The 22,621-nt window shown below is 64.9% G+C and carries 19 protein-coding genes; 6 read left to right on the forward strand and 13 right to left on the reverse strand.

The genetic code is table 11. From position 1 onward, the window contains the following. Positions 1 to 138: 138 nt before the first annotated feature. The 12 genes from ASD04_RS17695 to ASD04_RS17750 all read right to left on the reverse strand — a co-directional run bounded on the left by ASD04_RS17695 (position 139) and on the right by ASD04_RS17750 (position 13,185). Complete coding sequence (locus ASD04_RS17695) at positions 139 to 1,719, reverse strand: peptide ABC transporter substrate-binding protein (protein WP_056259907.1); 1,581 nt, start codon at positions 1,717 to 1,719, stop codon at positions 139 to 141. Positions 1,720 to 1,937: 218 nt separating this feature from the next. Further along, positions 1,938 to 2,915, reverse strand: a complete 978-nt coding sequence (locus ASD04_RS17700; protein ID WP_056259909.1) for an oligopeptide/dipeptide ABC transporter ATP-binding protein — start codon at positions 2,913 to 2,915, stop codon at positions 1,938 to 1,940. Positions 2,916 to 3,108: 193 nt separating this feature from the next. Beyond that, on the reverse strand, positions 3,109 to 4,110 hold the full coding sequence (locus ASD04_RS17705) for an ABC transporter ATP-binding protein (RefSeq protein ID WP_056259911.1): 1,002 nt from the start codon (positions 4,108 to 4,110) through the stop codon (positions 3,109 to 3,111). A 106-nt stretch (positions 4,111 to 4,216) separates the two neighbouring features. Next, on the reverse strand, positions 4,217 to 5,389 hold the full coding sequence (locus tag ASD04_RS17710) for an ABC transporter permease (protein ID WP_056259912.1): 1,173 nt from the start codon (positions 5,387 to 5,389) through the stop codon (positions 4,217 to 4,219). After that, positions 5,386 to 6,315: an ABC transporter permease gene (locus ASD04_RS17715; protein WP_056259914.1), complete on the reverse strand. Its 930-nt coding sequence runs from the start codon at positions 6,313 to 6,315 to the stop codon at positions 5,386 to 5,388. The genes ASD04_RS17710 and ASD04_RS17715 overlap by 4 nt, the downstream gene beginning before the upstream one ends. 267 nt (positions 6,316 to 6,582) lie before the next feature. Beyond that, a complete protein-coding gene (locus ASD04_RS17720) occupies positions 6,583 to 7,074 on the reverse strand; it encodes a hypothetical protein (RefSeq protein WP_056259915.1) in 492 nt (163 codons plus the stop codon). Next, complete coding sequence (locus ASD04_RS17725; RefSeq protein WP_156461321.1) at positions 7,071 to 8,693, reverse strand: GGDEF domain-containing protein; 1,623 nt, start codon at positions 8,691 to 8,693, stop codon at positions 7,071 to 7,073. Before ASD04_RS17725 ends, ASD04_RS17720 begins: the two co-directional genes overlap by 4 nt. Before the next feature lie 232 nt (positions 8,694 to 8,925). Then, positions 8,926 to 9,963 carry a sulfate/molybdate ABC transporter ATP-binding protein gene (locus ASD04_RS17730; protein ID WP_056259919.1) on the reverse strand — a complete coding sequence of 346 codons (1,038 nt, stop codon included), beginning with the start codon at positions 9,961 to 9,963 and terminating at the stop codon, positions 8,926 to 8,928. Between the two features lie 16 nt (positions 9,964 to 9,979). Beyond that, positions 9,980 to 10,852 (reverse strand): sulfate ABC transporter permease subunit CysW, encoded by an 873-nt coding sequence (gene cysW, locus ASD04_RS17735; protein WP_056259921.1) that lies wholly within the window; start codon positions 10,850 to 10,852, stop codon positions 9,980 to 9,982. Next, positions 10,836 to 11,702: a sulfate ABC transporter permease subunit CysT gene (gene cysT / locus ASD04_RS17740; protein ID WP_056259923.1), complete on the reverse strand. Its 867-nt coding sequence runs from the start codon at positions 11,700 to 11,702 to the stop codon at positions 10,836 to 10,838. The genes cysW and cysT overlap by 17 nt, the downstream gene beginning before the upstream one ends. A 392-nt stretch (positions 11,703 to 12,094) precedes the next feature. Further along, on the reverse strand, positions 12,095 to 12,586 hold the full coding sequence (locus ASD04_RS17745) for a group III truncated hemoglobin (RefSeq protein ID WP_200940291.1): 492 nt from the start codon (positions 12,584 to 12,586) through the stop codon (positions 12,095 to 12,097). Then, the gene (locus ASD04_RS17750; protein ID WP_200940296.1) at positions 12,583 to 13,185 is read right to left on the reverse strand and encodes a MarR family transcriptional regulator; all 603 of its coding nucleotides are present in this window, start codon (positions 13,183 to 13,185) and stop codon (positions 12,583 to 12,585) included. The genes ASD04_RS17745 and ASD04_RS17750 overlap by 4 nt, the downstream gene beginning before the upstream one ends. Positions 13,186 to 13,370: 185 nt before the next feature. On the opposite strand from ASD04_RS17750, the gene ASD04_RS17755 reads away from it, so the two are divergent. The 4 genes from ASD04_RS17755 to ASD04_RS17770 all read left to right on the forward strand — a co-directional run bounded on the left by ASD04_RS17755 (position 13,371) and on the right by ASD04_RS17770 (position 15,375). After that, complete coding sequence (locus ASD04_RS17755; RefSeq protein WP_056259925.1) at positions 13,371 to 13,973, forward strand: superoxide dismutase; 603 nt, start codon at positions 13,371 to 13,373, stop codon at positions 13,971 to 13,973. Positions 13,974 to 14,113: 140 nt separating this feature from the next. Next, positions 14,114 to 14,452, forward strand: a complete 339-nt coding sequence (gene fdxA, locus ASD04_RS17760) for a ferredoxin FdxA (RefSeq protein ID WP_056259927.1) — start codon at positions 14,114 to 14,116, stop codon at positions 14,450 to 14,452. After that, entirely contained in the window at positions 14,449 to 15,000 is a 552-nt protein-coding gene (locus ASD04_RS17765; RefSeq protein ID WP_156461323.1) for a flavin reductase family protein, read from the forward strand. Before fdxA ends, ASD04_RS17765 begins: the two co-directional genes overlap by 4 nt. Positions 15,001 to 15,090: 90 nt before the next feature. Then, a complete protein-coding gene (locus tag ASD04_RS17770; RefSeq protein ID WP_056259932.1) occupies positions 15,091 to 15,375 on the forward strand; it encodes a hypothetical protein in 285 nt (94 codons plus the stop codon). A gap of 74 nt (positions 15,376 to 15,449) precedes the next feature. On the opposite strand, the gene ASD04_RS17775 is transcribed toward ASD04_RS17770, so the two are convergent. Continuing rightward, the gene (locus ASD04_RS17775; protein WP_244488359.1) at positions 15,450 to 16,427 is read right to left on the reverse strand and encodes a sulfate ABC transporter substrate-binding protein; all 978 of its coding nucleotides are present in this window, start codon (positions 16,425 to 16,427) and stop codon (positions 15,450 to 15,452) included. Between the two features lie 361 nt (positions 16,428 to 16,788). On the opposite strand from ASD04_RS17775, the gene ASD04_RS17780 reads away from it, so the two are divergent. After that, a complete protein-coding gene (locus tag ASD04_RS17780; RefSeq protein ID WP_056259935.1) occupies positions 16,789 to 21,465 on the forward strand; it encodes an NAD-glutamate dehydrogenase in 4,677 nt (1,558 codons plus the stop codon). 160 nt (positions 21,466 to 21,625) lie between these two features. Further along, positions 21,626 to 22,576, forward strand: coding sequence for a class 1 fructose-bisphosphatase (locus tag ASD04_RS17785; protein ID WP_056259936.1), 951 nt, complete (start codon positions 21,626 to 21,628; stop codon positions 22,574 to 22,576). The last annotated feature ends 45 nt before the right edge of the window (positions 22,577 to 22,621 follow it).

The raw sequence follows: 22,621 nt of genomic DNA on the forward strand, positions 1-22,621 counted from the left end.
GCTTGAACCTGCGAGGACGCGGGGAGACCTCAGGATGGATCCCGGCCTGCGCCGGGATGACATCGTGTTTTTCGGGCGCTTGGGTGAGGCCAGCGCGGTGGTTGATGGGTGCCGGGGCAGACCGACACCCTGTGCTGCTTACTCTTCGATCTTGGCGTCCCGGAAATAGGGAACGTTCAGCGTGGAGCGCCAGAAGCCCATCACCTTGGGGCTCATCATCATGTAGTTGTTGCGGTGGTATTGCGGCAGGATGACGTGGTCGTTCATCAGGATGGCCTCGGCCTTGCGCATTTCGGCCAGGGACTCGGCTTCGTCGCCCGTGGCCTTGGAGGCGGCGATGGCCGCGTCGTAGTCGGCGTTGGACCAGTTGGCCAGGTTGTTGGGGCTGCCCGTGACGAAATTGTCGAGGAAGGTCATGGGGTGCGGATAATCGGCGCCCCAGCCCATCTGGGCGATCTGGTATTCGACCTTCTGCACCTCGGGATAGAAGACCTGCCATTCGGTGGCCTGGATATCGACGTCGATATTGAGGTTCTGCTTCCACATCTGCTGGATGGCTTCGAGCAGCTTTTCGATCGGCGGGGACGAATAGGTGACGAAAAGCGTATCGGGGAAGCCTTCGCCATTGGGATAGCCGGCATCGGCCAGCATAGCCTGGGCTTCTTCGACTTCGGCGGTGGGGGCGAGCCCGAAGGTGTCGCGGCCCTCGGTGAACTCCTCGCCGGCAATGGTCATGCCGGGAGGCACGAGGCCGAGGGCGGGAATGTCGGCCGATTGCAGCACGAATTCGACGATTTCCTCGCGGTCGATGGCCATGGAGAGGGCCTGGCGGACCTTGATATTGTCGAGCGGGGCCTGATGCGGATTGAAGAAGGCATAGGTGGTGCCCAAAGCCGGGACGACCATGAAGGCATCGGACTCGACCGAAAGGCGCGGGATTTCCGGGGCGGGAACGGATTCGATGCCATCGACATCGCCGGCTTCCATGGCGGCGAGTGCGGTAGCGGGATCGGGGATCAGGCGGAAGGTGAGCTTATCGAGGGAAACAGCGTCGGCGTCGTAATATTCCGGGTTTTTCTCGAAGACGACGGATTCACCCTGGTTGAACTCGGTGACGCGGAAGGGGCCGGTGCCGATGAAGGTGGCGGGGTTGCGCGTCCAGCCTTCGGGATCGGCTTCCACGATGTCCTGACGGACGGGGAAGAAGGTCGTGTAGGTCAGCAGTTGCATCATGTAGGGGACGCGCTGCTTTAGGGTGAAGGTCAGCGTCTTGTCGTCGGGGGCGGAGATGGAAATGTCGCCCGCGCCATCGGCACCATAGGCTTCCTCGGCGCCGACGATGGAGAAGAGCATGGGGGCGTTCATGGCGCCGGTGGCCGGGGTGAGAACGCGCTTCCAGGCATAGACGAAATCGCCGGCCAGGACGGGCTTGCCATCGGACCAGTTGGCGTCGCGCAGGTGGAATGTATAGGTCAAGCCATCCTCGGAAATGTCCCAGCTTTCGGCGAGGGCGGGGACGATCTCGTTGTTGGCGTCGAAGCGGACCAGGCCTTCGAACGTGTTGCCGATAATGGGCGCGGCGAAGGTTTCGGCGGTGGTGCCGGGATCGTATTTGGCGCTCTCGTTATTGACCACATAGGTCAGTTCACCGGCGGCGAAGGCACCTGATGCGGAGGCGAGGAAGGCTGCGGTCAGCAGCGGCAGGAAATGCTTGGTCATTTGTTCTCTCCTGTTGTGGGGGTGTCTTGCCCCGGTAGTGTCTTCATCTCTCCCCTCAGGGGAGAGGTCGGTGCGAAGCACCGGGTGAGGGGTTCAGCGGCCGGGCTGATCCGGTGGACTTCATGAGCGCTGAACCCCTCACCCGACCTCCTCTTCGCTCCGGCCACCCTCTCCCCTCAGGGGAGAGGGGCGCAAGAGCCGATGGCTTGGTGACCCGATCATGCCGCCACCTGTTCGGCATAGTGGCAGGCGGCGTGGTGGCCGTGGCCGAGGTCGCGGAGTTCGGGTTCCATGCTAGCACAAAGGTCAGTGGCCAGGGGGCAGCGGGTGCGGAAGCGGCAGCCGGTGGGGATGTGGAGAGGGCTGGGGATTTCGCCGCGCATGGGGTCGGTGGGGCGAGTGGCGGTGGGATCGGGCACCGGAATCGAGGCGAGGAGCGCTTGTGTATAGGGGTGGCTCGGGCGGGCATAGAGATCGGAGACGGAGGCGAGCTCGACAATCCTGCCGAGATACATGACGCCGATGCGGTCGGAGATGTGGCGCACCATGCTGAGATCGTGGGTGATGAAGAGGTAGGTGAGGCCAAGCTGGTCCTGCAGGTCTTCGAGCATGTTGACGACCTGGGCCTGGACGGAGACGTCGAGCGCTGAAATGGGCTCGTCGCAGATGACCAGGTCCGGCTCGAGCGCGATGGCGCGGGCGATGCCGATGCGCTGGCGCTGGCCGCCGGAAAATTCGTGGGCGAAGCGATTGGCGTGATCGGCGTGGAGGCCGACGCGGGCGAGGAGTTCGTGGACCTTTGCGGTGCGCGAGGCCGGGGTACCGATACGGGCGATTTCGAGCGGCTCGGCGATGAGGTCGCGGACGGTCATGCGGGTGTTGAGGGACGCATAGGGGTCCTGGAAGATCATCTGCACGCGCCGGCGGAACGGGCTGAGGTCGCGTTCGGGGGCGGTGGCGATGTCGAGCCCGTCGAAAGCGATGCTGCCGGAGGTGGGGCGGTGGAGGCGGATGAGGGTGCGGGCGAGCGTGGACTTGCCGCAGCCGGATTCGCCGACAAGACCAAGGGTTTCGCCGGGGAAGATGTCGAGGGTGACGCCATCGACGGCGCGCAGGGTAGCGCGCGGGGCGAAGGGCCCGCGGGAGATTGGGAAATGCTTGTGGAGGTCGCGGATGGAAACGAGGGGCTGGGTCATAACGAAGGCCCCTTTACCTCTCCCCTGAGGGGAGAGGTCGCCGCGCAGCGGCGGGTGAGGGGTTCAGGGGTGGTGGTGGCCAGGGAGCGCCTCACGGGCTGTGAACCCCTCACCCGACCTCCGCTACGCTCCGGCCACCCTCTCCCCTCAGGGGAGAGGGGACGCAAGAGCCGACGGATTGGGGAGTAGCCGCTCATGCCGCCACCTCGTTGAGGCCGGTGACCCTGGGCGCGTCGGGGTGGTGCAGCCAGCATCTGGCGCCCTGCCCTGCGCCGAAGATGGGGGGCAGTTCTGCCGCGCATTGGCGCATGGCGTGGGGGCAGCGGGGGGTGAAGGGGCAGCCGGATGGCGGGTGGGCCATGTCCGGGGGAGAGCCGGGGATGGGGGTGAGGCGGCGGTGGGTGTCGTCGCGCAGGTCGGGGACGGAGGCGAGGAGGCCCTGCGTATAGGGGTGCATCGGCGCCTTGAAGAGGTCTCTGACGGGGCCGGTTTCCATGACGAGGCCGCCATACATGACGACGATGCGGTCGGTGACTTCGGCGATGACGCCGAGATCGTGGGTGATGAGGATGATGGCCATGCCGAGGCGAGCCTGCAGGTCCTTGAGGAGGCCGAGAATCTGGCGCTGGATGGTGACGTCGAGGGCGGTGGTGGGCTCGTCGGCGATGAGGAGTTTGGGGTCGCAGGCGAGCGCCATGGCGATCATGACGCGCTGGCGCATGCCGCCGGAAAATTCGTGCGGGTAGGACTTGAGTCGCTCGGCGGCGGAAGGGATGCGGACCAGTTCGAAGAGTTCCACCGCGCGGGCGCGGGCTTCGGCGCGGCTGGCCTTGCGATGGCGCAGGATGGTTTCGATGACCTGCTCGCCCACTGACAGCGTGGGATTGAGGCTGGTCATCGGATCCTGGAAGATCATGCCGATGCGGTTGCCGCGGATGTCGCGCAGATCGGCTTCGGCCAGGTCGGTCAAATCCTGGCCGTCGAAAAAGGTCGAGCCGCCGATGATGCGGCCATTGGATTTGAGCAGGCGCAGGATGGACATGGCGGTGATGGACTTGCCGGAGCCGCTTTCGCCGACAATGCCTAGGATTTCGCCGGGATGGACATCGAAGCTGACGCCGCGCACGGCCTGGACTTCGCCACGCTCGGTGAAGAAGCTGGTCTTGAGATCGCGGACGGAGAGGACGGGGTTCATGGCTGCGACGACGGGGATGGGAGGGTGCCACGCCCTCGTGGTTCGAGGCTCGCGAAGAGCTCGCACCTCACCATGAGGACTACTTTTGGCTCGCTGGACAGAAGGGTCATCGGCGGAACCTTGGGTCGAGTGCGTCGCGCAGGCCATCGCCGAGGAAATTGAAGGCGAACATGGTGAGGCTGATGGCGGCGGCGGGGAAGAAGAGCTGGTGCGGATAGGCGCGCATGGTCTCGACCGCCTCCGAGGTCAGCGTGCCCCAGCTGGCCAGCGGCGGGGTAACGCCGAGGCCGATGAAGCTCATGAAGCTCTCGATGAAGATGGCCGAGGGGATCAGCATGGTCAGGGTAACGATGATGGGGCCGATGGAATTGGGCAGCAGGTGGCGGGTGAGGATGCGGGTGGTGGAAGCGCCCATGGTGCGGGCGGCAGCGACGTAATCCTGGCTCTTGAGGGAAAGAATCTGGCCGCGGACGATGCGGGCCATGTCGACCCAGAAGACCGAGCCGATGGCGATGATGATGGAATAGAGGCCGCTATCGAACACGACCATGAGCAGGACGACGTAGAGGGTCAGCGGAATGGTGGCGATGATCTCGACGATACGCATCATGATGGCGTCGGGCTTGCCGCCGATATAGCCGGCAATGCCGCCATAGAAGATGCCGATGAAGAAGTTCACCAGGGTCGCGACGAAGGCGACGGTGAGGGAAATGCGGGCGCCGTAGAGCTGGCGGACGAGAACGTCGCGGCCGAGCTGGTCGGTGCCGAAGATGTAGGTGCGGTTCCATGACCAGCCGGAGGGGCTGATGGTGGTGCCATCGGCGGCGACCAGCCGGGCGGGGAGCCTGCTGTAGTCGAGCGTGAGCGTGGTATCGCCGAAGATGAAGGCCTGGGACTTTTTCAGCATGTCCTTGCGCTCGCCGCGCAGCAGGCCAAGGACGTGCCCTTCGGCATCGACCTCGTAGAGGTTGAAGTTGGAGGCGTTGAGGAAGAAACGGGTGGTGCCCCCCTGCCCGTCCGTTACCGCATAGGCCTCGAAGGCGGGCGGGATATTGGCGAGGCGCAGGTTCTGGTCCGCGTAGGTAAAGGGGCTGAACAGCGGACCGAAGATGGCGGCCAGGATCAGCAGGGCGATGAAGGCAATCGAGACCATGGCGGGCTTGTTGGCCCAGAGACGGCGGCGGGCATCCTGCCAATAGGTAAGGCTGGGAGCGGTAGTGGCCGCGGCGGCATCGGCGGGCGGCAGGCGTTCCCACATCTGGGGGGCAATATCGCTCATGCGGCGGCGCTCGTCAGCTTGATGCGGGGATCGAGCACGGCATAGAGCAGATCGACAATGAGGATCATCACCATGAGGGCGGCGGCGTAGAAGATGGTGATGCCCATGATGGCGGTATAGTCGCGGTTGGTGATGGAGAGCACGAACTGGCGGCCGATGCCGGGCAAAGCAAAAATCTGCTCGATGACGAAGCTGCCGGTAATGAGATTGGCGACAACCGGGCCCAGCACGGTAACGACCGGGACCAGTGAATTGCGCAGGCCGTGCTTGAACAGCACCTGGCCCGGATGCAGCCCCTTGGCGCGGGCGGTGGTCATGAAATCCTGCTCGAAGGTTTCGAGCAAGGACGAGCGGGTGAGGCGGGCGACGAAGGATATCCAGAAGCCGGACAAGGCGAAGACCGGCAGGATATAGCCGCGCCAGTCGTCGAGCCCAAAGGTGGGGACCCAGCCGAGGCGCAGGGCGAAGATGTAGAGCGTCACGGTGGCGATGACGTAGCTGGGGATGGCGACGCCGATGGTGGCGATCAGCATGACGGTGGTATCGGGCCATTTGTTGCGGTTGAGCGCGGCGACGATGCCGAGGGGCACGCCAAGGGCGACCACGGCAATGACGGCGAGCAGGCCCGTGCGCAGGGTAACCGGCAGGCCCGTAGCGATCATGGTGTTGATGGAAACGCCCGGATATTTGAAGGACGGGCCGAGATCGAGCGTCACGATGCCGCGCAGATAGCTCAGATATTGCGCCCAGATGGGCTGGTCCAGGCCGTATTTGGCATTGAGCGCCGCCTCGATTTCGGGGGCCAGCATGCGCTCGGAGACGAAGGGGCCGCCGGGCACGGCGTGCATGAGGAAGAAGGTCAGCGTGACGATGGCCCAGAGGGTAATCGCCATCATGCCGAGGCGCTGCAGGATGTAGGCGGGCATGTCAGGGCGCCCCGGTGGGTGATGGCGTCGCGGAGGATGGTCGGCCGCAAATGTCTGACATGGCGACTATTCCAGCACCAAAATTTTTTTGCTGCAAGCGGGGGTTAGGGAGATATTTTTTTTGCGGAGGGATTGCGCCACGCCCTCGTGGTTCGAGGCTCGCGAAGGGCTCGCACCTCACCATGAAGGCTACTTGTAGCTCGGTGTTCTAGTAGTCCTCATGGTGAGGAGCGCTTCTTCAGCGCCTCGAACCACGAGGGCGTGGCACTACAGCGCGAAATGACCGCGGAGGATGAGGAACACGGCCGTTGCGGGGATGATCAGGTCGGCGGCCCTGTCGATTGGTTCCGGCGGGTAGCTGCCTTCGGCGTCGAGGGCATTGATGGTGCCGAGCAGATCGTTGCCGGCCATGATGGGGATGCTGAGCGAGCTGTTGCAGCCCAGGGAGCGGATCAGCGTGAGATCGGGGAACTCGCCTTCCATGCCGGCAGCACTGTTGATGGCGGTGATGCGGCGCTCGGTCTGCATGGCGCGGAACCAGTCGTCGATGACGAGCGGCTTGGTGCCGAGCAGCGGATAGACATCGGGGTGGCTGGAATAGACGCGGCGGACCTGCATCGCCGCCATGTCGATGGCGGTGAGGGTGAAGAGCCGGGCCGGTAGGACCGCCGCGGCGAGATCGTGCAGCGCCCTGCCCGTCTCGGCCGGATCGGCATAGCGTGCCAGGCGCTGCTCGAAGGCGCGGAAGGCCGCGGTCATGCGCGCCAGCGACGGCGTTCGCCGGCCAGAGCGGGCATGGGGGCGATGACCGGGCTATCGGTGGACACGAGGCGATCGCGGCCATTGGCCTTGGCGATGTAGAGGCGGTTATCGGCGGTCTGCAGCAGATCGCCCGAGGGCGTGGTGCCATCACCGGTGGCGAGGCCGATACTGATCGTAACGGCGAGGCCGGGCGTGAGATCGGACCAGTTGGTGGCGCCGATGGCGGCCCTGATGCCTTCGCAGAAGGCCGCGGCGGTGGCTTCGGGCGCATCGGGAAAGACCAACGCGAATTCTTCGCCGCCAAGCCGCGCGGCGTGGCCGTGGGGGCCGATCTGGGCTACCAGCGCCCGAGCGACGCGCTGCAGCACCGCATCGCCGACAATGTGGGAGAAGCGGTCGTTGACGGTCTTGAAATGGTCGAGATCGACAATGGCGATGGCGACGGGCGTGCCGGCAAGGCGGTTGAGAATCTGGTCGAAGCTGCGGCGATTGGCGATGCCGGTCAGCGGATCGCTCATGGCCTGATCGGCCAGGGTGGCGGCGCGGCTGCGCAATTGCTGGGTTTCGGCGCGGATTTCCTCGATGCGGGCGCGGCGGCGGGCGGTTTCGCCCGATTGCAGGACATAGAGGGTGTGGAAGCGCTTGTGCAGCGCCAGGGCTGCGGCGGTGTCGCCGATGGCTTCGAGGATGGTGGCGAGCTTGTGGGCGGCGTTGACCTGATGGTCGACCTGGTGGCTTTCATCGGCCAGGGCCAGCGCATCGGTGACGGCGATGCGCGCCTTGTAGAGGTGGCCGGCGCGCAGCAGCACGTCACCCAGCGTATAGAGATAGTGGATGCGCAGGCTGATGCCGGGCTCGCCGGGCAGCCTGGCGCTACGATCCAGATATTGCAGGGCCATGTCGTAGCGTCCCTGCAGGCCGAGCATTTCGGCGGTGTTGCCAAGGGCGACGCGCAGGCTCCAGTAGTCGCCGCTGGCATCGGCTTTTTCGATAGCCTGCGCGGTCAGGTCGATCGCGGCTTCGCGCTCGCCGATGGCCCGCTCCGTCTGGCCGAACTTGTCGGCCTCCTCGGCGATCTTGGCGTGGCAGAAGCCGAGATTGAGCAGGTAATAGGCCTCGGCGGCGATGTTGGCCTGATCGGCGGCAAGCGACACGGCGCGCTCGATCAGCGCCATGCCCATGTCGAGCTCGCGGCAGACCGTCAGCACGATGCCCTTGGCATTGAGCGCGAAAGCAAGCACGGCGGAATCGCCGCCGGCGCCGGCGAGATCGACGGCCTGCTCGGCAAGGTCGAACGCCTCGTCGCTGAAGCCCAGATCGAGAAAGAGGATGGCCTTGACGGCGACGGCGCGGGCAAGCTCGGCCTTGTCGTCCTGCCGCTCGCGCAGCCAGACAGCGCCCATGGCACATTCCAGGCCCTGCTCGACCTGGCCCAGCTTGTAGCAGCACCAGGCCATTTCGCAGAGGCAGGCGGCCATAAGGCCGGCATCGTCGGCGGCTTCGGCATCGGCGTAGACGGCACGAAACTCCACCATGGCCTCATCGCAGAGGCCCGCACGCAACAGGTGCGTTCCCCGCGAAAATCCGTCAGCCAAGGCAGCAACCGGTTCGGACACTGGACTCTCTCGTGCGTCGAGGGCCCGAGCATAGGCCGAAATCCGTCGCCAGAATACTAATGGCAGAAGAGTTTTTGCAGGCAGGCCCGAGGCTTAGCCGGAGACCGGCACCGCCGCCATTGCAATCGATACCATCGAGCAAGCGCCAGAGCGGCGTTCGTTCCATCGAAGGCAATGTGCCGCTCTATCTGTTTGTTGTCGCATCGGATTTTACGCTTTTCGGTCCGATGCCTTAGCCGGCCGGAAACAGTTTCCAGCGGCGGGGACGGAAGGCGAGGCGGGTTTTTTCGCCGGCCGGATGGTCGAAAGGAAGATCGACCTCGACAAGGTGACCGGCGCCGCCGATTTCGAGTTCGACGCGCCGTGTGCCACCAACGCGGCGCGCGGTGCTGACGACGCCGGCCAGCGAGGCATCGGCCTCGATCAGGTCGACATCATGCGGACGGAAGAACAGGCGCGCCTCGCCCGGACTGGCATCGCCGGCGGGGATGCCGATGGCGCGGCCGCCGACCCAGAGCTCGCCATTTTCGACGGTGACCGGGAGGGTGCTGGATTCGCCGATAAAGCCGAAGACGAAGGGCGAGGTCGGGTGGTCGTAGACCGTGTCGGGGGTGCCGACCTGCTCGATCTTGCCCTGGCTCATGACGCAGAGGCGGTCGGAGAGTTCGAGGGCTTCTTCCTGGTCGTGGGTGACGAAGACGGTGGTGTGGCCGGTGCGGTCATGGATCTCGCGCAGCCATTTGCGCAGTTCGCGGCGAACCTGGGCGTCGAGCGCGCCGAAGGGTTCGTCGAGCAGCAGCACCGCCGGCTCGATGGCGAGGGCGCGCGCCAGGGCGACGCGCTGGCGCTGGCCGCCGGAGAGCTGACTGGGGTAGCGCTTTTCGAGGCCGGAGAGTTGGACCAGATCGAGCAGTTCGAGGGCGCGGCGGCGGATTTCGCCTGCCGGCGGGCGGCTGGAGCGGGGGCGGACCTTGAGGCCGAAGGAGATGTTTTCAAGGATCGTCATATGCCGGAACAGGGCATAGTGCTGGAACACGAAGCCGATATTGCGCTCCTGCACGGTCTTTTCGGAAGCGTCGGTATCGCCGAAGAAAATCTTGCCCTGGGTAGGCATTTCGAGGCCGGCAATGAGGCGCAGCAGGGTGGTCTTGCCCGAGCCGGAGGGGCCGAGCAGCGCGATCAGCTCGCCCGAACGAATGTCGAGCGAGACATCATGAAGCGCCGGGAACCGGTCGAATTCCTTGCGCACGTTTTGAACGCGAACTTCCATAAAACCCCAAATCCCTTTAGTGGCCGGCGGCGATTTCGTTGCCGAAACGCCATTCCAGTGCCGTCTTCAGTACCAGCGTGACCAAAGCAAGCAAGGCCAGCAAGGACGCCAGGGCGAAAGCGGCCGAGGCGTTGTATTCGTTGTAGAGCATTTCCACCTGCAGCGGCATGGTGGTGGTCTGGCCGCGGATCTTGCCCGAAACCACGGCAACGGCGCCGAACTCGCCCATGGCGCGGGCATTGCACAGCAGCACGCCATAGAGCAGGCCCCACTTGATATTGGGGAGCGTGACGCGGAAGAAGGTCTGCCAGCCATTGGCGCCGAGCGAGAGCGCGGCTTCCTCGTCGCCGGTGCCCTGATCCTGCATCAGCGGGATCAGCTCGCGGGCGACGAAGGGGAAGGTCACGAAAATGGTAGCCAGCACGATGCCAGGCAAGGCGAACAGCACCTCGATGCCATAGGATTTGAGCCAGGGACCGAGGAAGCTCCCTGCCCCGAACAGCAGCACGTAGACCAGGCCCGAAATCACCGGGGAGACCGAAAAGGGCAGGTCGATCAGGGTGATGAGGAAGGCCTTGCCCTTGAATTCGAATTTGGCGATGGCCCAGGAGGCCGCAAGGCCGAAGGCCACGTTGAGCGGCACGGCGATGGCGGCGACCAGCAGCGTCAGGCGAATGGCGGCCTGCGCATCCTTTTCGCCGAGCGCGGCGAAGAAGGCGCCGACGCCCTTGATGAATGCCTCGTGGAACACGGCATAGAGCGGCAGCAGCAGGATGACGCCCATGAAGGCCAGGGCGATAGCGATCAGCAGGAACTGAACGAGGCGGCTTTCGCTGGTGGGGGAGGTCCGGCGGAGGCGGCGAGCGCGCAGCTTAGTTGCCATAACCATACCTCCGGCGGGACCAGGCCTGGATCAGGTTGATGACGAAGAGCAGCGCGAAGGAGAGCAGCAGCATGACCGTGGCGATGACGGTGGCGCCGACATAGTTGAATTCCTGCAGGCGGATATAGATCAGCAGCGGGGCGATCTCGGACACGAAGGGGATGTTGCCGGCAATGAAGATGATGGAGCCGTATTCGCCCACGCCGCGGGCGAAAGCCAGGGCGAAGCCGGTGAGAATGGCGGGCGTCAGGCTGGGCAGGATAACGCGGGTGATGGTCTGGAGGCGGCTGGCGCCCAGGGTGGCACTGGCTTCCTCGACCTCATGGCTCACCTCTTCCAGAATGGGCTGGATGGTGCGGACGACGAAGGGCAGGCCGATAAAGATCATGGCGATGACGATGCCGGCCGGCGTATAGGCGATGCGCCAGCCGAGTGGGGCGAACAGCGCACCGACGGCGCCATTGGGCGCATAGATGGCCGTCAGCGCGATGCCGGCGACGGCGGTGGGCAATGCGAAAGGCAGATCGATGATGGCATCGAAGATGCGGCGGCCGGGAAAGCGATAGCGCACCAGCACCCAGGCGATCACGGTGCCGAAGATCACGTTGACGCCAGCAGCGATGAGCGCGGTGGCGAAGCTGACGCGGAGCGAGCCGAGCACGCGCGCGTCGGTCGCGGCTTGCCAGAAGCTCTCGGGGCCGAGACCGGCGGAGCGGATGGCCAAGGCGAGCAGCGGGATCAGGATGATCAGCGAGAAATAGGTCAGCGTGAAGCCGAGCGTCAGCCCGAAGCCGGGAATGACGCTGGGCCGGCGAAAGCGGCCGCCCTTACGCGCAGTCGAAACAGCGGTGCTCAAGCGGCAGCCCTGATGGCGGCAGTTTTGGCGGCGCAGTTCATGTCGACCTCTCAACCCGGTTCGGCGCTGGTGACCCTAGTGGAATGGTCGGGTTTATCAAAGCGAGCGGGTGGCGTTTGGGCGAGGCGGGGCGGAAAAAAATTCTGCCGGTGAGGTGTGGGGAAGATTCTGGTGGGGGGTTGCAGGGGAAATCGGCGGGGTGGGCAGCAAATTGTGGCGCGGCTTCTTCCTTCTCCCCTTGCGGGAGAAGGTGCCCGAAGGGCGGATGAGCGTTGGCGCCACAAGCATTAAAGTATGGGATGGCTCAGCACCCCTCACCCCAGAAAAATCCTCTGAACGAGGATTTTCTGACCCTCTCCCTCAAGGGGAGAGGGTTGACGACTGAAGCTCCTTCAGCGCGGCAGCGTCCACACCGGGGTTTCGCGTTCCAGGGGGGCCATGGCGGTGATGTCCTGGCCGCGGCGCATGGCGATGTTCATGCGGAAGGAGTTGCCGATGCGCTCGGAGCGTTCGACGAAGAGCGCGGCAATGTCGGGCGGGCAGAGCTCTTCCACCGTGCGGCGGAACAAGGCGAGCCAGCGCATGAAATGGGGATCGGCCAGTTCGGGGATGGCCATGTGCTTGGGCATCGGGCGACCGCCATAGCGGCCGGTGCCGAGCAGCATGGAACTCCAGAAATCGGCGATGAGATCGAGATGATGCGGCCAGGCTTCGGGGGCGATGATGCGGTTGAAGATGGGGCCGATCAGAGGATCGCGGCGCACATCGGCATAGAAGCGATCGACGACGGCGCGGATCATGGCTTCGTCGAGCCCGGCGGGGGTTTCCCAGCCGACGCGCTGATGGCGCGTGCCGGCGGGCGGGCGGGGATTGCTGTCGCTCATGCGTCTGTCTCGCGGATGACATAGCTGCAGCGGCGGCCGCCGGCGACGATGTGCTCGTCGCGCACCACCTCGGCCTCCGGGCCAAGGACGGAGCGGAAGACGTCGAGCTCGGCGCGGCAGAAGCCCTGGCAGGCGGTGGCTGCGGCGCAGATGGGGCAATGGTTTTCGATGAGGACCAGGGAACCGTCGGCCTCTTCGCGCCAATCGGCCATATAGCCTTCGGCGGAGCGCAGGGCGGCGAGGGCCGCGACCTTGTCGCGCAGGCTGCTGCGATCAGCCAGCGCGGTTTCGTAGACGGCGCGCGTTTCGGCTTCACGGGTCGCGATGAGGGTGTCGAGGGCCGCCTCGCCCAGTGAATTCCGGACAATGCCGAGCAGTTGTACGGTGAGCGCGGCATGGGTGTCGGGGAAGCGGGACTGGGCCGATGGCGTGAGGTTCCAGCTCTGGGTGGGGCGCCCTACCCCGCGCGCCTCGCTGGTGGCAATGACGAGGCCCTCGTCGGCCAGGCGGGCGAGTTGCTGGCGGGCAGCTTCCCCCGTGGTGCCGAGCTTGCCGCCCAGGGCGGCGGCGGACAGCGCGCCGTGCATCTTGAGCGCCATCAGCACCCGCTCGGCAGGGCTGCGCGGCGACCACGATACGTTTCCCGGGGACGGATTTTCCAAGTTCTGGCTTGACATATCGGTGTCAGATGTTTTCAAAGTCATCACTTGGAAATTAGACGGCACAGCATTGGAATGCAAGCGCCGCCGTTGTCGCACCACCAAACGCCTGACAGGAGCCGAAAATGGCCTTTGAACTCCCCGCCCTGCCCTATGCCCACGCCGCCCTTGCCGAGCGCGGCATGAGCCAGGAAACGCTGGAGCTGCATCACGACAAGCACCACCAGGCCTATGTGACGGCGCTGAACGGATTCGTGGAAAAGAATGCGGCGCTGGCCGGCAAGTCGCTGGAGGAAATCATCGCTTTCGCCAACAGCAAGGCGGAGCTGGCGGCGGTGTTCAACAATGCCGGGCAGCACTGGAACCATATCCATTTCTGGAATGCGCTGTCGCCCAAGGGTGGGGCGCTGCCGGGGAAGCTGGAAGCCAAGATCGTCGGTGACCTTGGTTCGGTCGAAGCGTTCAAGGAACAGTTCAAGACCGCGGCGACGAGCCAGTTCGGCTCGGGCTGGGCCTGGCTGGTGCTGGGGAGCGACGGCAAGCTCAAGGTGACCAAGACGGCCAATGGCTCCAATCCGCTGGCGACGGGTGAAGGCAAGCCGCTGCTGGGGCTCGATGTGTGGGAGCACAGCTACTATGTCGATTTCCGCAACCGGCGGCCGGACTATGTGAGCAACTTCCTCGACAAGCTGGCGAATTACGAGTTTGCGGAAGCGAATTTGAGTTAGGTCGCCCCCCACAAACAAACTCGATGTTGTCCCGCCAACGTCCGGTGGAAGAGCGATCCACCTTGCGGCTGTGGCGGGATCTCGGGATGGATCCTGGCTCAAGGCCGGGATGACACCGTGGGTGTAGGAATATTGTGCCGATGACCTATGTCGTTACCGAAGACTGCATTGCCTGCAAGCATATGGATTGCGTGGAGGTTTGCCCCGTGGATTGTTTCTATGAGGGCGAGAACATGCTGGTCATCAATTCGGACGAGTGCATAGATTGCGGCGTGTGCGAGCCGGAATGTCCCATCGACGCCATCAAGCCGGATATGGAGCCGGAACTGGCGCCGTGGATCGCGCTCAATCGCAAATATGCGAGGGTCTGGCCGAACATCACCGAAAAGGGTATTGCGCCGGCCAATGCGAAGGCCATGGAAGGCGTGCCCAACAAGCTCCGCGACCTGTTCTCGGAACAGCCCGGAGAAGGATCGTGACTATAGCAATGGCCGATTTCGACCTGCCCGACGCCATGCGCCTGCGTCCGCCCCGGCAACCGGTGGTGGGCAATGCCGAATTCCGTTCCGCCATGGCGGGCATGGCGACGACGGTGAGCGTGGTGACGGCGCGGCGCGGCAGCGAGCAGATCGGGCGGACGGTGACCTCGATGCTGTCGCTGTCGATGAACCCGCCGACCTTGCTGATTTCCATCGACATCATGAGCCGGCTGGCCGACCTGATCGCCAAGACGGGCGGATTCTCGCTGGCGCTGCTGGCCGATGACCAGGCCGAGGTGGCCGACGCCTTTGCCGGGCGAGTGGAACCGGAAGAGCGGTTCAATACCGGGCAATGGAGCCAGTGGCATTCGGGACATCCGATGCTGCTGGGGGCGGTGACGGCGCTGGATTGCGACGTGATCGGCGCGATCGAGACTGGAACGCATGTGCTGTTCGCCGGGGCGGTCATCGAGGCGGAGACGACGACCGGTCGCTCGCCGCTCTTGTGGCAAAGGCACGGCTATCATGCCGTGGGCGGGCTCGACTGAGCGGCGCGAAGCTGCCAAGCTGCAATCGATTGCGCCGCGCCGGCAACTTCCCTGCCCGCCCTGGCGTTTCCTCCGCCAAGGGAGGCCTTTATGCCCCGGTTCTATTTTCACTATCGCACCGATGACGAGCTGATACCCGACAGGGATGGCAGCGAGTTGCCCGACCTCGAGGCGGCCGAGCACAATGCGGCGGCTTTGGCCAAGGCTATTGTCGAGCAGGCGGCCAGCACCGGCGGCGATACGCGGATTCCGCGCTCGATCGAGATCACCGACGCGGATGGGGAGGAACTGCTGTATCTGGTGTTCTGGGCCGGGCCAAAGACTGGGGCAGACGGGGAAGAGATTGAGCCGGTGGGGCCGACGACGGTGCATTGATTGTGCCACGCCCTCGTGGTTCGAGGCGCTGAAGAAGCGCACCTTACCATGAGGGCGTTTGCATCTTGGGAGGATTATTGCGCCGGGGTGCCGGTGTAGATCTGGTCGAAGATGCCGCCGTCGCCGAAGAAGTGGGGCTGGGCTTCGCGCCAGCCGCCGAAATCGGCGATGGTCACGAGGTTGACGTCGCCGAAGCGGGCGATGTCATCGGGATTGGCCAGTTCCGGCTTGAAGGGGCGGTAATAGTTGGCGGCGGCGATCGCCTGGCCCTCGGGGGAATAGAGATATTCGAGATAGGCCTGGGCCAGGTCGGTATTGCCCTTCTTTTCGGCATTGCCAGTGACCAGAGCGACCGGAGGTTCGGCCAGGATCGAGATCGAGGGGGTCACGATATCGAAGGCGTCGGGGCCGAGTTCGTTGAGGGCCAGATAGGCCTCGTTTTCCCAGGCGAGCAGGACATCGCCGATGCCGCGCTGGACGAAGGTGGTGGTGGAGCCGCGGGCGCCGGTATCGAGCACGGGGACGTGCTTGTAGAGTTCGGTGACGAAGGCCTGCGCGGTTTCATCGGAGCCACCGGGCTGTGCCTTGGCCCAGGCCCAGGCTGCGAGCAGGTTCCAGCGGGCGCCGCCCGAGGTCTTGGGATTGGGCGTGATGACCTCAACGCCATCCTGGATCAGGTCGCCCCAATCCCTGAGGCCTTTGGGATTGCCCTTGCGCACCAGGAACACGATGGTCGAGGTGTAGGGGGCATTGTTGTTTTCGAAGGTGCCGCGCCAGTCGGCCGGGATCAGCGTGGGATCGGCATCGGAAATGGCGTTGATGTCGGATTCGAGCGCCAGGGTCACCACATCGGCCTCAAGGCCATCGATGACGGTGCGGGCCTGGGCGCCGGAGCCGCCATGGGTCGCCTGCACGGCGACGGTCTCGCCGGTGGTTTGCTGCCAGTGGGCGACGAAGGCCTCGTTGAACTGCTGATAGAGTTCACGGGTCGGATCGTAGCTGACATTGATCAGGGTGCGATCCTGGCCGTGCGCCGTGACCGCGAAGCCCATCGTCAGCGATGCGGCAAGGGCGGCGTAGGCAATGAATTTCGGTGCGTTCTTCATCTCTGTCTCCGCTGAGATCGAATGAATAAAAGACTATCAGACCAGTCGGGTATCGCAAGGCGATGGCTCGCACCATCCGCCGCGAGAAGAAAATAGTTTGCTGCCGGGACGCCGAAAACGGGAATGAGCTCGCGACAACCTGCAAATCGGCCGGTCGCGCGCAAACCCATTCCAGAGTATGACCAGAAGGCTAACGCGACCAGGATTGTCATTGGAGGATCGCGCGGCGGCTCTATTGTGCGAAGGGATGGCAGACAGGGGCGCGCGGGCTGCCTAGACTGCGCGTTGCGAGTTGGGGAGTCGTTGAATGGATATGGGACAATCGAACCGTCCGGCGCTGCTGGACCGGGCTGCCGCTTTGGTCATGGAGGATGCGGGCTTTGCGCGCTTTTTCAAGGCCGCCATCCTGGCGACGGACAGCGAGGACCTGGGGCGCCAGTCCCCGCAGCGATTCGAGGCGGCCCTGCGGCACTCCTATGCCCAACTGCTCGCCTATGGGGGGGATAACAGCCGGCTGACGGCCACGCTGCCGCAGAAATCGGGCGATCCGCTGGTGCTCGATATCATCTCGCCGGACATGCCGTTCATCGTCGACAGCGCGCTGGCGGCGCTGCGGGCTGCCGGCGGCACGGTGCGCATGTTCACCCACCCCGTGGTGCGCATCGAGGGCGGCGCGGTGAGCGAAAATGGCAAGGCGCTGAGCGTGCTGCATATCCACAGCGACCCGGTGGCCGATGTCGCGGCGCTGACGGCGGAAATCGAAACCACGATGGCCGAGGTGACGCGCGCGGTGCGCGACTGGCAACCCATGCTGGAGCGGCTGCGCCAGGGCATCGCCACGCTGGAGCGGAGTCCGATCACGCCCAAGGACGAGCCGCTGCGCTTTCTCGACTGGCTGATCGAGCACAACTTCACGTTCCTGGGCATGCGGGACTACCGGCTTGATGGCGACGCGCTGAAGCCGGTGGCCGGGAGCGGGCTGGGCATCCTGCGCGACGCGGATGTGCGGGTGCTGCGCAGCGGAGCCAATTTCGTGGAATCGACGCCGCAGCACGCTGCGTTCATGACGTCGAGCGAGCCGCTGCTGGTGACCAAGGCCAATGTGCGGGCGCAGGTGCATCGGCGCGCGCATATGGACTATGTCGGCATCAAGATTTTCGGCGATGGCGGCAAGGCGGTGGGCGAATTGCGCATTGTCGGGCTGTTCACCGCGCAGGCGCAGGCAACGCCCCATACCGATGTGCCGATCATCAGGCGCAAGATCGCCGAAGTGATGCGCCGGTCGGGTGTCGATCCGCTGGGCCATGACGGGCGGGCGCTGCTGAGTGCGCTGGATTCCTATCCGCGCGATGAGCTGTTTCAGATCGGCATCGAGCAATTGTTCGAATTCGCCACTGTCATTGCCGGGCTCTATGATCGGCCGCGGGTGCGAGTGCTGCCGCGCATCGACCGGTTCGACAATTTCGTCTCCATTCTCGTCTATGTGCCGCGCGACCGCTATGACGGGGAAGCGCGGGCCCGCATCGCGCGCTACCTGGCGCAGGTCTATGACGGGCGCGTCTCGGCCTATTATCCGCATTTCCCGGAAGGGGAACTGGTGCGGCTGCATGTGATCATCGGCCGGGTGGCGGGACCGACGCCGCAGCCAAGCCGGGCGGAACTCGAAGCCCGGGTGGATGCGCTGACATCCAATTTCGGCGACATGCTGGCAGCGACGGCGGACGATCCGGCGGCGATCAGCGATTATCGCGGGGCGTTTTCCACCGCATACCAGTCGCGCAATACCGCCGCCGATGCGCATGCCGATATCGAGGTGCTGCGCGGGCTGGGCGATGGTGCGGGCGTGGCCATAAAGCTGCGGGAGCGCAGCGGGGCCGATGGCTCGCTGGGGCTCAAATTCTATCATCGCGAAAGCGCCATTCCGCTGAGCGACCGCGTGCCGATGCTGGAAGCCTTCGGGTTCCGGGTGATCGACGAGCGGACCTATACGATCGTGCCGCGCGACGGGGTGGAGCGGTATCTGCACGACATGGTGCTGGAACCGGCCGATGGCGTGAGCTTCGATGCGGCGCGCGGCGCAGCGGTCGAGGCGGGGCTGCTGGCGGTGTGGGTCGGACTGGCCGAGAGCGACCAGCTCAATACGCTGGTGAGCCGGACGGAACTGGGCTGGACCGACGCGGCATTGCTGCGGGCGCTGTCGCGCTATCTGCGGCAGGTGGGGACATCCTATTCGCAACGCTATATCGCGGCGGTGCTGGTGAAGCAGGCCGAGGCGGCGGCGGCGCTGGTGGCCTTGTTCAACGCCTTGCATGACCCTGCGCAGGCCGACCGCGAGGCTGGGGCCGAGGCGGCACGGGAGCGCATCGTGGCGGCGCTGGATGCCATGGCATCGCTGGACGAGGACACGATCATCCGCCGGTTCCAGAACCTGGTGGAAGCATCGGTGCGCACCAATGCGTTCCAGCGGGACAGCAATGGCAATCGCATGCCGGCGCTGGCGATCAAGTTCGACAGCGCCAAGGTGGACGGCATGGCGGCGCCGCGGCCCTATCGGGAAATCTCGGTCTATTCGCCGCGCGTAGAAGGCGTGCATCTGCGGTTTGGCGCCATTGCGCGCGGCGGCATCCGCTGGTCGGACCGGCCTGAGGATTTCCGGACCGAAGTGCTGGGGTTGGTCAAGGCGCAGCAGGTCAAGAATGCAGTGATCGTGCCGGTCGGCGCCAAGGGCGGCTTTGCACCCAAGCGCCTGGTGGCCGGCATGGCGCGCGAGGCGTTCCAGGCGGAGGGCACGGCCGCCTATACGATCTTCATCGGGGCCCTGCTCGATGTGACCGACAACCTGGTCAATGGGGCGGTGGTGCCACCCCAGAACGTGGTGCGACGGGATGGGGATGACCCTTATCTCGTGGTGGCGGCCGACAAGGGCACGGCGAGTTTTTCGGACACGGCCAATGGGATCGCCATTTCGCGCGGCTTCTGGCTGGGCGACGCCTTCGCCTCGGGCGGCTCGGCCGGCTATGACCACAAGGAAATGGGCATTACCGCGCGCGGCGGCTGGGAGACGGTGAAGCGCCACTTCCGCGAAATGGACCGCGATATCCAGAAGCAACCGTTCACGGTTGTCGGCGTGGGCGACATGAGCGGTGACGTGTTCGGCAATGGCATGATGCTGTCGCCGCAGACGCGGCTGGTGGCAGCGTTCGACCATCGCGACATCTTCATCGATCCCAATCCCGATGCGGCGGTGAGCATGGCCGAGAGGCAGAGGCTGTTCGCCCTGCCCCGTTCGAGCTGGCAGGATTATGACAAGGGGCTGATTTCGGCAGGTGGCGGCGTGTTTCCGCGCTCGCTCAAATCGATCCCGCTGACACCGGAGATACAGGCGGCCCTGGGACTGACGGCGAGCCATGCGACGCCGGCGGAAGTGATGACGGCCATTCTCAAGGCCGAGGTGGACCTCTTATGGTTCGGCGGCATCGGCACCTATATCCGTGCCAGTCTCGAAACCAATGCCGAGGTGGGCGACCGGGCCAATGACGCGATCCGCATTACCGGCAGCGACGTGCGGGCCAAGGTGGTGGGCGAAGGCGCCAATCTGGGTGTGACGCAGCGCGGGCGCGTGGAATATGCGCTCAAGGGTGGGCGGATCAATACCGATGCCATCGACAATTCGGCCGGGGTGAACTCCTCGGACCTGGAGGTCAACATCAAGATCGCGCTGGCGCCGAAGCTGGCGGACGGATCGCTGGCCATCGCGGCGCGCAACGATTTCCTCGTAACGATGACCGACGAGGTCGCGGCTTTGTGCCTGCGCAACAATTACCTGCAGGGGCTGGCGCTATCGCTGGCCGAGCGCAGCGGGCTGGGCGAATTGCCCGACCATCGCGAGCTGATCGAGCGGCTGGAAGAGCGCGGGCTACTGGACCGGGCGGTGGAATTTTTGCCCGGCGATACGGCGCTGGACGCGCGGGCGGCGAGTGGCAAGGCGCTGACGCGGCCGGAACTGGCCGTGATCCTGGCCTATGCCAAGCTGACGCTCTACGCGGACCTGCTGGAGGGCAAATCGATCGACGACGCGTATCTGGCGGGCGAGCTCTACCGCTATTTCCCCGAGACGCTGCACATGGCCTATCCCGAGGCAGTGGCGCAGCATCGGCTGAAACGCGAGGTGATCGCCACGGTGCTGGCCAATGCGATGATCAATCGCGGCGGGCCGGCCTTCGTCACCGAACTCACGGCGGCGACCAGCGCCAGCCCGGGCGAGGTGGCCTTGGCCTATGCGGCGACGCGCGACGTCTATGGGCTGAGCGAGCTCAACACGGCCATCGACGCGCTGGATGGCCAGGTCGCCGGGGCGGTGCAGCTCGAGCTTTATGCCGAAGTGATGGACCTGCTGCGGCAGGAAAGCCTGTGGTTCCTGCGCAATGCGGATGTGACGCAGGGACTGGCCGGGCTCGTGGAGCGGCATGCGGCGGGCGTCGCAGCGCTCAAGGCCATGCTGGGGACCGCCCTACCCGCTTCACTGGCCGAAGGCATTGCCCGGCGGGTGGCGGAACTGGTGGGCAAGGGCGTGCCCGAGGCGCTGGCGCAACGGATCGCCGAGCTTTCGGTGCTCAGCTATGCCAGCGATATCGTGCTGGTCAGCGAACGTTCCGGCGTGAAGGTGGCAGAAGGGGCGGCGGCGTTCTTTGGGGTGTTCGCGGCATTCGCGCTGTGGCCGGTGATCGAGCAGGGCCGGGAGATCGTGCTCAGCGACCGGTTCGACCGCATGGCGCTGGACCGGGCGCTGGCCAACCTGATGCGGGCGCAGCGCGACCTGACGGCGGATGTGCTCAAGAGCGAGAGCGGACTCGCCGGATGGACGGCACGGCCAGGCATCGCGCGCACGGCCGCGGCGGTGGCGGAACTGACGCAGGGGGAGTTGACGGTGTCGCGGCTGAGCGTGGCGGCGGGGTTGCTGGCGGATCTGGCGCAGGAGGTTTGAGGGGTACAGTGCCACGCCCTCATGGTGAGGCGGAGCGAAGCGACCCTCGAACCACCCTCATCCTGAGCCTGTCGAAGGAGGGCGTGGCACCATGCGAAAGTCGGCCTTGTGTCAGACTGCGGCATCGGGAGACTGAAACCGCCGCTTCCGGAGTGTATTTATGACCACCACCCTTGCCCAATGGCTTGCTGCCCAGCCCGTCGATCCCAAACTCGCTTCGGTTGTCGCCACCATGGCGGCGGCGAGTGCGGGGATTGCCGCCGTGCTGCGGCTGGCGCCGATTGCCGGGCAGACGGGGCTCGCCGGGGCGACCAATGTGCAGGGGGAGGCGCAGAAGGCGCTCGATGTGATCTCAAACGACATTGTTTTGAATCACATAAAGCAAAATCCCGAGATTTCGATTCTGGTGTCGGAAGAGCTGGATGAAGCGGTTCACATCGAGAATCAGGGTGGGTTCATGGTGGCGACGGACCCGTTGGACGGGTCTTCAAATCTGGACGTAAACGTCACTGTCGGCACGATCTTTTCGGTTCTGGATGCCAGCAAAGGGTTGTTGCAGAAGGGTAGTGCGCAACTGGCGGCGGGATATGCCGCCTATGGGCCGGCGACGAGCCTGGTGCTGAGCTTCGGGACATCGACCACGGTGTTCACGCTGGATGGTTCGGGGACGTTTGTGCTGACGCAGGAGCGGGTGACGGTGGCGCCGGCATCGGGCGAATATGCGATCAATACGGCGCGGGAGCGGTTCTGGGACGACGCGACGCGCGGCTATGTGGCCGAGAATGTAGCAGGGGAAACCGGGGCGGCGGGCAAGCGCTACAATATGCGCTGGGTCGGCTCGATGGTGGCGGACATTCATCGGATTTTGATGCGGGGCGGGATTTTCATGTATCCGCTCGACAGTGAGACCGTAAGCAAGGGCGGGCGGCTGCGGCTGCTGTACGAGGCCAATCCGATGGCGATGATCCTCGAAGCGGCGGGCGGGAAATCCACGACCGGGCGGGAGAAGATACTGGAGCTGGTGCCGACGGGGATTCACCAGCGGGTGCCGGTGATTCTGGGGTCGGCAAAAGAGGTTGAGCGGGTCGAGGAGTGGTATCAGCGGGCGTAGTACGGCGCTATCCCCTGGTCGTGGGAGAGATATCAGGATGGATTC

The sequence above is a fragment of the Devosia sp. Root436 genome, assembly GCF_001426345.1.
Classification (GTDB): Bacteria; Pseudomonadota; Alphaproteobacteria; order Rhizobiales; family Devosiaceae; genus Devosia.

Excerpts from the sequence above, each read along its gene's own strand:
- ASD04_RS17770 (WP_056259932.1), top strand. The coding sequence starts at position 15,091 with ATGCCCCGGTTCTATTTTCACTATCGCACCGATGACGAGCTGATACCC.
- cysW (WP_056259921.1), bottom strand. The coding sequence starts at position 10,852 with ATGGTTATGGCAACTAAGCTGCGCGCTCGCCGCCTCCGCCGGACCTCC.
- ASD04_RS17700 (WP_056259909.1), bottom strand. The coding sequence starts at position 2,915 with ATGACCCAGCCCCTCGTTTCCATCCGCGACCTCCACAAGCATTTCCCA.
- fdxA (WP_056259927.1), top strand. The coding sequence starts at position 14,114 with ATGACCTATGTCGTTACCGAAGACTGCATTGCCTGCAAGCATATGGAT.
- ASD04_RS17720 (WP_056259915.1), bottom strand. The coding sequence starts at position 7,074 with ATGACCGCGGCCTTCCGCGCCTTCGAGCAGCGCCTGGCACGCTATGCC.
- ASD04_RS17715 (WP_056259914.1), bottom strand. The coding sequence starts at position 6,315 with ATGCCCGCCTACATCCTGCAGCGCCTCGGCATGATGGCGATTACCCTC.
- ASD04_RS17780 (WP_056259935.1), top strand. The coding sequence starts at position 16,789 with ATGGATATGGGACAATCGAACCGTCCGGCGCTGCTGGACCGGGCTGCC.
- ASD04_RS17785 (WP_056259936.1), top strand. The coding sequence starts at position 21,626 with ATGACCACCACCCTTGCCCAATGGCTTGCTGCCCAGCCCGTCGATCCC.
- ASD04_RS17705 (WP_056259911.1), bottom strand. The coding sequence starts at position 4,110 with ATGAACCCCGTCCTCTCCGTCCGCGATCTCAAGACCAGCTTCTTCACC.
- ASD04_RS17775 (WP_244488359.1), bottom strand. The coding sequence starts at position 16,427 with ATGGGCTTCGCGGTCACGGCGCACGGCCAGGATCGCACCCTGATCAAT.
- ASD04_RS17750 (WP_200940296.1), bottom strand. The coding sequence starts at position 13,185 with ATGGCGCTCAAGATGCACGGCGCGCTGTCCGCCGCCGCCCTGGGCGGC.
- ASD04_RS17755 (WP_056259925.1), top strand. The coding sequence starts at position 13,371 with ATGGCCTTTGAACTCCCCGCCCTGCCCTATGCCCACGCCGCCCTTGCC.
- ASD04_RS17695 (WP_056259907.1), bottom strand. The coding sequence starts at position 1,719 with ATGACCAAGCATTTCCTGCCGCTGCTGACCGCAGCCTTCCTCGCCTCC.
- ASD04_RS17745 (WP_200940291.1), bottom strand. The coding sequence starts at position 12,586 with ATGAGCGACAGCAATCCCCGCCCGCCCGCCGGCACGCGCCATCAGCGC.
- ASD04_RS17730 (WP_056259919.1), bottom strand. The coding sequence starts at position 9,963 with ATGGAAGTTCGCGTTCAAAACGTGCGCAAGGAATTCGACCGGTTCCCG.
- ASD04_RS17710 (WP_056259912.1), bottom strand. The coding sequence starts at position 5,389 with ATGAGCGATATTGCCCCCCAGATGTGGGAACGCCTGCCGCCCGCCGAT.